The organism is Pseudoalteromonas sp., from assembly GCF_041613455.1.
Lineage (GTDB): Bacteria > Pseudomonadota > Gammaproteobacteria > Enterobacterales > Alteromonadaceae > Pseudoalteromonas.
Map to the genome: position 1 here is coordinate 1 of NZ_JBFJHD010000103.1, position 11,044 is coordinate 11,044.

General features: G+C 44.2%; 11 protein-coding genes and 1 pseudogene. 9 read left to right on the forward strand and 3 right to left on the reverse strand.

The window, feature by feature from the left end; all coding sequences use genetic code 11:
- On the reverse strand, window positions 1–1,515 hold a 1,515-nt coding region (locus ABYB02_RS10460; RefSeq protein ID WP_372762405.1), incomplete at its 3' end, for an ABC transporter substrate-binding protein.
- Between the two features lie 47 nt (window positions 1,516–1,562).
- Window positions 1,563–2,648, reverse strand: coding sequence for a phage shock protein operon transcriptional activator (gene pspF / locus ABYB02_RS10465; RefSeq protein WP_372762406.1), 1,086 nt, complete (start codon window positions 2,646–2,648; stop codon window positions 1,563–1,565).
- A gap of 186 nt (window positions 2,649–2,834) precedes the next feature.
- On the opposite strand from pspF, the gene pspA reads away from it, so the two are divergent.
- The 9 genes from pspA (at window position 2,835) to ABYB02_RS10510 (ending at window position 10,184) form a co-directional block, all read left to right on the forward strand.
- A complete protein-coding gene (pspA, locus tag ABYB02_RS10470; protein WP_372762407.1) occupies window positions 2,835–3,494 on the forward strand; it encodes a phage shock protein PspA in 660 nt (219 codons plus the stop codon).
- A gap of 81 nt (window positions 3,495–3,575) precedes the next feature.
- Complete coding sequence (gene pspB, locus ABYB02_RS10475; RefSeq protein ID WP_372762408.1) at window positions 3,576–3,809, forward strand: envelope stress response membrane protein PspB; 234 nt, start codon at window positions 3,576–3,578, stop codon at window positions 3,807–3,809.
- A complete protein-coding gene (gene pspC, locus ABYB02_RS10480; protein ID WP_372762409.1) occupies window positions 3,806–4,207 on the forward strand; it encodes an envelope stress response membrane protein PspC in 402 nt (133 codons plus the stop codon). The genes pspB and pspC overlap by 4 nt, the downstream gene beginning before the upstream one ends.
- Window positions 4,208–4,272: 65 nt before the next feature.
- A complete protein-coding gene (locus tag ABYB02_RS10485) occupies window positions 4,273–5,694 on the forward strand; it encodes a YcjX family protein (protein ID WP_372762410.1) in 1,422 nt (473 codons plus the stop codon).
- Window positions 5,691–6,728, forward strand: coding sequence for a TIGR01620 family protein (locus ABYB02_RS10490; protein ID WP_372762411.1), 1,038 nt, complete (start codon window positions 5,691–5,693; stop codon window positions 6,726–6,728). The genes ABYB02_RS10485 and ABYB02_RS10490 overlap by 4 nt, the downstream gene beginning before the upstream one ends.
- 150 nt (window positions 6,729–6,878) lie before the next feature.
- A complete protein-coding gene (megL, locus tag ABYB02_RS10495) occupies window positions 6,879–8,060 on the forward strand; it encodes a methionine gamma-lyase (protein WP_372762412.1) in 1,182 nt (393 codons plus the stop codon).
- 237 nt (window positions 8,061–8,297) lie between these two features.
- Window positions 8,298–9,095 carry a phenylalanine 4-monooxygenase gene (gene phhA / locus ABYB02_RS10500; protein WP_372762413.1) on the forward strand — a complete coding sequence of 266 codons (798 nt, stop codon included), beginning with the start codon at window positions 8,298–8,300 and terminating at the stop codon, window positions 9,093–9,095.
- 20 nt (window positions 9,096–9,115) lie between these two features.
- Window positions 9,116–9,460 (forward strand): 4a-hydroxytetrahydrobiopterin dehydratase, encoded by a 345-nt coding sequence (locus tag ABYB02_RS10505; protein ID WP_372762414.1) that lies wholly within the window; start codon window positions 9,116–9,118, stop codon window positions 9,458–9,460.
- A 106-nt stretch (window positions 9,461–9,566) separates the two neighbouring features.
- Entirely contained in the window at window positions 9,567–10,184 is a 618-nt protein-coding gene (locus ABYB02_RS10510; protein ID WP_372762415.1) for a hypothetical protein, read from the forward strand.
- Between the two features lie 37 nt (window positions 10,185–10,221).
- Here ABYB02_RS10510 and ABYB02_RS10515 read toward each other — a convergent pair.
- Window positions 10,222–11,044, reverse strand: a pseudogene (locus ABYB02_RS10515) (hypothetical protein); the annotation flags it as partial.

Here is an 11,044-nt window from a genome sequence, read left to right on the forward strand (position 1 = left end):
ATGGGCAATAGGTAATAAAGGTAATTCATTAATAAGCATAGTTTGCGCCGCATCATAGAATTTTTTTCGTAATGCTAAATCAGTGGTGGCCAGAGCTTGGGTAAGCAAAGCGTCAAACTCAGGGTTACACCAGTTAGCGGGATTTTTACCACTAAATGTTGCGGTACAGCTGAGTAATGGACTAAAAAAGTTATCGGGATCGGGAGTGTCGGCAGCCCAACCAAGCAAAACGCTGTCGTGTCTGTGTTCACCAATACGCTGAATAAACGTATTCCACTCATACTCGACGATGCTCACTTTAACCCCAATTTTGCGTAAATCGCTTTGCATTAACTCGGCCATTTTTCGCGCATTGGGGTTATAAATACGACTCACCGGCATGGCCCATATGTTCATTTTAAAACCATTTGGAAAACCGGCTTCGGTTAATAGTTTTTTAGCCAAGGTAGGGTTAAATACCGGAATCGTGGTTTGCGCTTCAAACGCCCAAGAGGTGGGCGGCAAGAGTGATTGCGCGCGCAGCCCGTTACCAAAATAAACCGACTGCATAATTTTATCTATATCAATTGCATGTGCTAATGCTTGGCGAACTTTAATATTATCAAACGGAGGGCGCTCGGTATTAAAGGCCCAATAACCAATGTTTAAGTTGGTTTCTTTTTCTACGTTAATGTCATCGCGCTGCGCTAAAATACTCAGTTGTGCGCTGCTTGGGTGTGCGGTGACATCACATTCTTTGGTGAGCATTTTGGCAATACGTGTGGTGCCATTGGGGGTAATATCGTACACCAACTGGTCAAGTACCACGTCGTGCTTCCAGTAAACGGGGTTTTTATAAAAGCGTACTAAGTGATCGCGGCGATACTCTTTGTAAATATAGGGGCCGGTGCCAATAGGGTATTGATCGAAGCGATTGGTTTGTTGATTGGCTTTGAGCTGCATGGCGTATTCTTGCGACAACACCACGGCAAAGTCGGTGGCCATATTGGCTAAAAAGCTACTTTCGGCGTTATACAACTCAAACCGTACTTGGTAGTCCGACACGCGGACAATTTTGCGGATCAGCTGATCGATACCAACACTTTGAAAATAGGGGTAACTGGCATCGCCGACAAAATGGTACGGATTATAAACATCAAATAAACGGCTAAAGGTAAAAATAACATCGTCGGCATTAAAATCACGGCTTGGGGTAAAATAAGCGGTACTATGAAATTTGACGTTTTTACGCAGCGTAAAGGTTACTGATTTACCGTCTTTACTGACTTTCCAATCGGTGGCCAGCTCGCTTTGAAAGTCGGCGGTTACAGGGTCAATACTAATGAGCCGATCATAAAGCTGATTAGCGATGATATCGATAGTCGAGCCCGTGGTCGTGATCTGCGGGTTGAATGACACCGGATTCGCTTCAGCGCAATAAACTAAGCCTTGATTTTTCTCTTGTAACATATCTTCTTTGCTATCAATACAGCCAATCAGGCAGCTTGATAGTAAAGCAAGTAATAATTTATGCACCTGCGTAACCTCTTACTATTGTTGAACTATTTTAAGCCCAATACTATTTATTGTTTACTGTCGCTTGGGCATAGCAAGTTATACTTTTTCAAATAGCCACGTAATTGATGATACGTTAAACCTAACACTTCTGCAGTCTTCTTTTGATTAAATTGGCTATGCTCTAAGGCTTTTTTTAGCATTAAAATTTCAAAATCATTCGAGCGCTGCTTTAAATTACAGGGAAATTCAACATTGAGCTCTGCAGTAAGGTCATTTGCGGGTGATTCCGCAGTCGGCTTTGCCGTAGCTTGTGCGGGCAGCACAACAGGTTGCAACGGTGGCGTCGCTTGAGTGCGCGGTTTAGGCCGAAAGCGGCTGGCAAACGGGTCTAAAATAATCTGATGCACGGGGATCTGTTCACTACCATGGCGATACACACTGCGCTCAACCACATTTTTTAGCTCGCGAATATTACCGGGCCAATCGTAGTTGAGCAAGGTGTCGGTAGCACTGCGGGTAAAGCCGCTAAATAATTGCCAGTCGAGATCGCGTGCCATATTCATCGCAAACTGTTCCGCAAGCAGCATAATGTCGTCGCGGCGTTCACGCAGTGGTGGCAGGGTGATCACGTCAAAGGCGAGGCGGTCGAGCAAGTCGCTTCTAAACTCGCCTTGCTCGGCTAAATGCGGTAAGTCTTCGTTGGTGGCGCAGACTAAGCGGGTGTCTACTTTAACGGTTTGTTTACCGCCAACCCGCTCAAACTCGCCGTATTCTATTACCCTTAACAGCTTTTCTTGAACCATGGCTGAAGTGTTTGCCAACTCATCTAAAAATAACGTGCCGCTATTTGCTCGTTCAAAACGTCCTTCGTGACGTTTGCTGGCGCCGGTAAATGCACCACTTTCATGACCAAACAATTCACTTTCGAGTAGGTTCTCATTGAGCGCTGCGCAGTTGAGCTTAACGTAGTTTTGCTCCCAGCGTTTAGACAAAAAGTGTAACCGAGCTGCGATTAACTCTTTACCTGTGCCGCGTTCACCAATGATCAGTACAGGTTTATCTAGATTTGCCAGTTGCGACACCTGATCAAGTACCGCTAAAAAGCTATCAGACTGACCGAGTAAATTATCTTGTTGGCGGTATTGGCTCATATTTCCTAACTCTTAGTCATTTTTACTAACAGTTAGTGTATTTCATAATTCGAGATAACGAAAGTTATTTGTAATCATGGTTTAACGTTATGAAAGTAAAGAGGATATTAACTTTAAAAAAGTTGGCAAGCATATTGATACTAGTTACCCCAGACACAGTCAGTTTAAATTATAGAGGTAAATGTTATGGGAATTTTTTCACGTTTTGCAGACATTGTTAATTCTAATATCAATGCCATTTTAGATAAAGCAGAAGACCCTGAAAAAATGGTTCGTCTAATTATTCAGGAAATGGAAGACACACTCGTTGAGGTGCGCTCAACCTCGGCAAAAACACTGGCAGAGCGCAAAGAGTTAGTGCGTCGCGTAGACACATTAAAAGCACAAGTGAGCGATTGGCAAGATAAAGCTGAGCTGGCGTTAAGTAAAGATCGCGACGACTTAGCCCGTGCCGCGTTATTGGAAAAGCAAAAATCTGCCGAAGCCGTAGCCGCAGTAGAAAGTGAGCTGGAACATGTTGCATCGCATATTGATAAGTTGCAACAAGAAGTCACCACGCTGCAAGAAAAACTGGCGGATGCAAAAGCACGTCAAAAAGCAATTATTTTGCGCCAACGTTCGGCAGAGTCACGCCTTGAAGTGAAAAAAGCACTGGATAGTTCAAAGGTAGAAGATGCGTTAAATCGCTTTGAGCGTTACGAAACTAAAATAGATGGACTAGAATCTCAAATAGAGTCTTACGATTTAGGCAAACAAACATTAGCAGATGAAATTGCTGATTTACAAAAAAATGAAAAGATAGACGACGAATTAGCCGCGCTGAAAAAGAAGCTTGCTGATAAATAAGTTATCTTATCCATTGAGAATAGGGGCCCGTGCCCCTAATCCTTAATTAATACATCAAGCACCCATGGTTAGGAGAGCATTATGTTTGATCCCGATATACTGGTGGCGCCATTTATCATGTTTATGATTTTTGTAGCCCCGCTGTGGTTAATTTTACACTACCGCAGTAAAAAGCAAGTGAGCCAAGGCTTAAGTGAGCACGAGCATCGCCAGCTACTAGAGCTTGCGCAAAAGGCCGAAAAAATGGCTGAACGAGTAGAAACATTAGAAGCCTTGCTCGATCAAGAGTCACCCCAATGGAGGCGCAAAGTATGAGTGCCAAACGCGAATTATTAAGAGATCCACAGCGCGGCAAGATAGCCGGCGTATGTGCGGGGTTAAGTGACTACTTTAATATGGAATTATGGTTAGTGCGCATCATAGTGGTGAGTGCGGTACTACTAACCGGTGGCCCTTTATTTGTGGTAGCGTATATTGCCGCGTGGTTTATTTTAGATAAAAAACAACCTAACCACAGCGATAAAGTAAGCTCGGCGAGCACTGACGATCCGCTAGAAGTAAAATTTAAAGTATGGCAAAAAGGCGAACCGCCACGCCGCGCATTGCAAGATTTAAAAGAGCGTTTAACCCGTGTTGATAAACGTTTACAAGAAATGGAACGCTATGTGACTTCCAGCGAATTTACGGTGAACCGTGAAATTAACAAACTTTAAAGGATTACATAGCACAACAGCTACAGCAGCTTTAGGCTAAATTGTAACTGAGGTGCTAAACCATTATGAGTCGTACTTCATTGGCAAAAAAGACCTTTAGCAGTATTAAAGGCAAAGCACAAAATGCACTGCACCGCAGCCTAGATCAGCAGGTAAAATTGGCTGTCACTGGATTGAGTGGCAGTGGTAAAACGGCCTTTATTACTGCATTGGTTAAGCATTTAACCACACAGGCAAGTGATAAAAACTTGCCGTTTTTTGATGTTGTGCGCGAGCAGCGCCACATTGCAACAAAAGTAGTGCCACAAGAAGCACTCAAAGTACCCACCTTTGATTATGCTCGCGCAGTGAATGCGTTATTACCCGATGACGGCATGCCATGTTGGCCGGCTTCAACACAGCGTATAAACACACTAAGGTTAGCCATTAAGTATCAAAGCAATGCGGGACTACGTGGCCATTTTTCTGCGCAATCGACCCTCTATTTAGATATTATTGATTACCCTGGTGAGTGGTTGCTTGATTTGCCCATGTTGGAGCAAAACTACACTCAGTGGTGCGAGCTACAATACCCTTTGTTAACTGAGTATCCTAGAGTAAACAGCTCAGCAGAATTTTTAGCCGCCGTTAACCAGCTTGATTTAAATGCCCCCGTTGATGAAAACGCGTTGGCGCGTATAGCCGAGCTTTATCAAACTATGTTGGTCGGGCTGAAAAAAGACACTAAGTTGGCTATGTTGCAACCGGGGCGGATGTTAATGCCTGGCGACTTACAAGGTGCGCCGTTGTTGTTATTTTTTCCGATAGCCAGTGAGCAAATAACCACTGAAGTAGTGGCAGGCTCTAATTTAGCGCATTTAATTAAACGTTTTAATGCCTATGTAAAAGAAGTGGTTAAGCCATTTTATAATGAGCACTTTAGGCATTTTGATCGGCAAATTGTGCTGGTGGATGTGCTTAGCGCCCTTAACGAAGGACATGAAACGCTGCAAGAGCAAAGTAGCGTTATCAATCAGTTGTTGGCACATTTTAGCTACGGTGAATCGGGATTTTTTAAGCGCTTGTTTAAGCCCAATATTGATAAAATACTCTTTGCCGCCAACAAATCCGACCATATAGCGGCTAAACACCATAAAGACTTAGCGTTACTGCTCAACTCGCTGGTGCATGAGCAAAGTAACGAGTTAAAGTTTGATGGGGTACAAATAGAAACCATGGCGATGTCGTCAATTAGTGCAACGCAACCCCGACAAGTTAGTGATAAAGGTCATACATTAGAGTGTATTTACGGTAAGCCACTGAATGAAGCCGATTGGCTCACCTATTTACCGCCCCAACCACCCAGCAGAATGCTAAATAAACACGAATGGCCGGCGCAAAAATTTGAGTTTTTAGCGTTTGCGCCGATGCCAAGCCCAGATAAACAATTAAAGCATATTCGTTTAGATCATGTGTTGCAGTACCTGTTAGGAGACAAGTTAGCATGAGTGAGCCAACCCCACAGTTTCAAGCAGGGCGGCGTATTAACACGCATAACCAGCAGCAAGATGAACCACTATTAGCGCCCGCTAAAATTATTCAGCATGGGCAAAGTGAGGAACCCGATGCGCCAGACGATGACATTTTAGCGCCCGAATTAAACTTAGCCCCAGTGTACAAAAAGTCTAAATGGCAAACGTTGAAGGGTATTTTTGTTATTAGTTTTTTGCTGTTGGTATTGCTAGAGTTTGCATTGTCTTTAACGCTGGCTTTTCAGCAGTCGCTTATTTTAGGTAGCATTTATTTAATTGCCGTTGTGAGCGGGGTGCTATTAATAGGGCGATTACTTTGGCGGGAGTATCGAATGCTACGCAGTTTAAAGCGCAACCAATTACATCGCCATGAAGCCGACCGCTTATTACATAGTGAGCAAGTAGGTGGGGCATTGCCTTGGCTCGAAAAACTCAACAAGCACCAGCCGCTGGATAACTTTGCCACCTTTAAAAGTCAGCTGGCTAGCCACCACAGCGATAAAGAAATCATGACGTTATACGCTAGCAGCTTGTTAGTTAGCCAAGACGCACAAGCAAAAAAGTTGATTAATCGCTTTGCCACCGAATCGGCACTTTTAGTTGCGCTCAGTCCGCTGGCGCTGGTGGATATGATGGCGGTGCTGTGGCGTGGCACTAAATTGATTGAGCAAATAGGAAAAGTGTATGGCATCGGTTTTGGCTATGCGAGCCGCATTAAGCTGTATCGTATGCTAATCAAGCAAGTTATGTTTGTCGGCAGTGCGGAGTTAGTGTCTGATTTAGCCGCCACGGCGCTCAGTGCAGAATTGCTGGGCAAACTTTCTGGGCGCGCAGCTCAGGGGCTCAGTGCCGGTATTTTTACCGCACGAATAGGCTACAAAGCAATGGAGTTAAGCCGTCCTTTGCCTCGACTTGAGCATAAACGCAGCTTATTAAAAAGTACCGTGCAAAACATTGCCAGTAAAATTATTAGCCGTAAACAACCAAGCCCAGCCGCAGAAAATGATTAACTGCCAATCTATTGGCAATATTTGTGTACAGCTATTTGGCTAAGCTTTGCACAAATAGCCATCTGAGCATCCGGCATGCTTGTGATCTGAATACCTATACGCTTTGATTGAAGGTATATACCTAAAACAATCAGAACAAGTGAGTATTTAATGAGCAAGCATCACATTAACACCCAATGTATTCATGGCCCGCAAAAGGCAAACGACCCCCATGGAGCATTAACCGCCCCATTGTACCAAACTTCAACGTTTCATTTTGAAAATGCAGCTCAGGGGGCTGCACGCTTCGCTGGCGAAGAGCCCGGCTATATTTACACTCGCCTAGGAAATCCTACAACCACCGAGCTTGAACAAAAAGTAGCGCAATTAGAAGGCTGCGAAGCGGCGGCGGCCACTGCCACTGGCATGGGCGCCGTGTCGGCGTCGGTGTTGAGTTTTTTATCACAGGGCGATCATTTAATCGCTTCAAATGCGCTTTATGGCTGCACCTTTGCCTTTTTTGCTCACATGTTACCGCGCTGGGGCATCGAGGTTAGCTTTGTTGATATGACCGACGAAACTGCGCTGCGTGCAGCAATTCAAGCTAACTCAAAAATGATCTTTGTGGAAACACCGATTAACCCAACCATGGACGTCATCGATTTAGCGTTAATTGGCCAGCTTGCGCAGCAGCATAATTTGCTCAGTGTGGTAGACAACACCTTTTTAACGCCATTACTGCAAGCGCCTAAGCAATATGGTATCGATATTATCGTGCACAGTGCGACTAAGTACTTAAATGGCCATGGCGATGTTGTGGCTGGGCTCGTATGTGGCTCTTTAGAGCATATTACCTTAATAAAAATGACCGTGTTAAAAGACATTGGCGCAACTATCAGCCCACATGACGCGTGGCTTATAAACCGGGGATTAAAAACACTCGCAATTAGAATGGAGCGTCACTGTAGTAGTGCGCAAATTGTTGCCGAGTACTTAGAGCAGCATCCTCAAGTGAGTAAAGTGTATTATCCAGGGCTTAAATCGCACCCCGGGCACCAATATATTGGTAAGCAAATGCAAGCCGCAGGAGGGGTGATTGCCTTTGAGCTCAAAGGCAGCTTACAACAGGGAGCGCAATTTATTGATAGCATGCAGCTTTGTACTATTGCGGTGAGCTTAGGGGATGCCGAAACGTTAATTCAACACCCCGCCTCCATGACCCATTCACCGTACTCAGCAGAGGAAAGAATTGCTGCGGGGATCAGTGATGGTTTGATTCGACTCTCTGTTGGTCTTGAAGATGTTAACGATATTGTTGCAGATTTAACACAGGCATTTACACGAATAGCCTAGCTGTAATTTTAAATGTACACATTTTATGGTGTTTACGTCTTTATATGTAAGGGGTGTCTCGATTTGTGTTCAGTGGTGTAACCTTAACTATACAAAGCGTCTGATCGTGCGTAATAGAGATGTTGCTCAAGCTATTAAACTTTTGTTCACTTTTGCATAGTATGGCTGCAATCGATAGCTAAGCGAATTGGCTATTATCTTGACACCGATTTCGGGTTAAACCCAAAGAAGGTACACATGGCTAAAGCAAGTAAATACACCTCCAAAACGCCCGACGAAAATGGCGTTATTCATTGGAGTGAAGAAGAAAATAAAATTTGGTCTGAGCTGGTAGCACGCCAACTTGCGTGCATCGATGGCAAAGCCTGTGACGAATATATGGCAGGACTGAAAAAGATAAACCTGCCTCACGATCGTATACCGCAACTCAGCGAGCTAAACGACGTGTTATTAGCAACAACCGGTTGGCAAGTTGCGCCGGTGCCTGCGTTGATCGACTTTGACGAGTTTTTTAGGTTGCTTGCCAATAAGCAGTTTCCGGTAGCCACCTTTATTCGTAGCCGTGAAGAGTTTGACTATTTACAAGAGCCCGATATATTCCATGAAATATTTGGCCATTGTGCCATGTTAACTAACCCCGACTTTGCAGAGTTTACGCATAAATACGGGCAATTAGGTTACGCGGCAGAGAAAAAAGATCGTGTTTATTTAGCACGTATGTATTGGTTTACCGTTGAGTTTGGTTTAATGCAAACCGAAAAAGGCCTGCGCATTTACGGTGGGGGGATTTTATCAAGCCCAGGGGAAACCCAATATGTTTACTCAGATAAACCCGAGATCACGCCAATGAATGTACTGGATGTGCTGCGTACCCCGTATCGCATTGATATAATGCAGCCGCAGTACTACACCATAAATTCGATTCACGATTTATTTGATATTTCGCAAATGGATATTATGGCGTTAGTTGAGCAAGCAAAGCAGCTTGGCTTGCATGAGCCAAAATTTCCCGCTAAAGAAAAGTTAGCCTGTTAAGGTAAAAATAAGGATTTAAAATGTCTTCATTAAGTGCACAAAAATGCGAAGCGTGTCATGCCGATGCGCCAAAAGTATCAGACGAAGAGCTTGCGCAATTAATTACCAAAATTCCAGACTGGGTACCCGAAGTACGCGACGGTATTATGCAGCTTGAGCGTGTTTATAAATTTAAAAACTTTAAGCAAGCGATTGCATTTACTAACAAGGTAGGTGATATGGCTGAAGAAGAAGGCCATCACCCAGGTTTGCTTACCGAGTGGGGTAAAGTAACAGTAACGTGGTGGAGTCATTCAATTAAAGGGCTGCACAAAAACGACTTTATTTGCGCCGCTAAAACAGACGACGTATTTAACGCGCTGTAAATTTATTTTATTGAGTAAACCAACAAAGGCACTTTTAAAGTGCCTTTTTGCTTTTTAAGCGTATTTTTATTAGCCTGTTTAAAACCTAAAAAGAGCGCTGCCATACATGATGCTATCTCGTTACCACCTTGCTGCAGTGATTATCGTAGCCACCTTTATCGATTCGCTATTTATTCCACCGGTATTTGGCATTCAATGGCACAGTGAAAAGTTTATCTATGTGCTTTCAACGTACTTAATTTGGTTTAAGCTAATCGTCGTCAGCATTGCCACTTACGTGCTTATAAAAACGCTAGATGCTGAACAGATCCCCCAACGTTTGACTGTGAAATTAGTCAGCCTGTTATTATTTTTTATGGCGGGACTGCAAATAGTTGCGTTAACCGTCACCTGTATTTGGTATGTCGTGGTGGGCAGCCAAGCGCCATTTTATCAACAGCAAGGCAATATTGTGGTGTATACCAGCGATGTTGGTGCATTTGGTAGTGCGTATCATCACTTTGGCTATCAGTGTGTCGGCCCATCTGGTTTTTATCATTACACGCCAATTGCCACTATTGATTGGTTACGGGATATGTCTTTTTTTGCAAAAAATAACCAGCTAATTATTCACTATTATGATTTTAAAACGAAAACCCAACAGGTAAAACACATTCCATTACATGGCTTGAGTTGTGAGGCGTCATCGCCAGCTGCAAAGTTAAGCGCGAGCCGAGCGGAATAATCCCCCTTAACGAAGGTGTTAAGGAGGATTAGTTTACCTAGGTGAGCTCGCTTTTAGTTGGGGTTATGTCTTCAAGTATTTCGCTATTATTGGTTACGGGGTCAGCTGTGAGTGGCGGTGGAGTGTCTGGCTGTTTTTCACTGCGGCCACGAAACTCAATGATAAGATACAGCACAACACCCGCCGCTAGTCCCCAAGCAGCACCGTGGGTGGCTAACACCACGCCCATAATACCCGCTACGCCCATTGAGCTTGGGTTGTCTATTTGTTCAACCGCCACCGCAATACATAAATAACCGGTGATCAGTAACGTGATAGACAGTGCTATAGGTAATACCGGCTTAAATAACGTGACTAAAGGCAGCATAAAGAGCGCTATAAATCCCACCATCCAAAAAATGGAAGCACCCGAATAAATGGTATCCATCGCGCTGCGGCCATAACGATAGCGCTCAGCTATGGTGGCCATGGCACCGGTAAACAGAGGTCCAGCTAAGCCTGGGTAAGGGGCAAACAACGAGTGAATAAGGTTACGCAGCCCCGTGACTAAATGAACCCGATCAATATTAACTTCTATTTTTTCATCGGGGCGTAGGTGATCAACGCGCTTAATCAGGCTTTGTCCAACGACAATGTCACCAAAGGCAATAATATAAGCAATGATTGCAGTAGGAATGGCTGCCAGCATCAGCTTTACATCAGGAAAACCAATTGAAAACGGCAGGTAGTGCCAAATTTGATCAAAAGCCGGCACGTTAATACCCCATTCAATAGTAGGCAGTGGGTATTCTTTCACACCCCAGCCAATGGCCATGGTGATCAGCATGCCCGGCACCATGCCATAACTGGCAATGATTTTG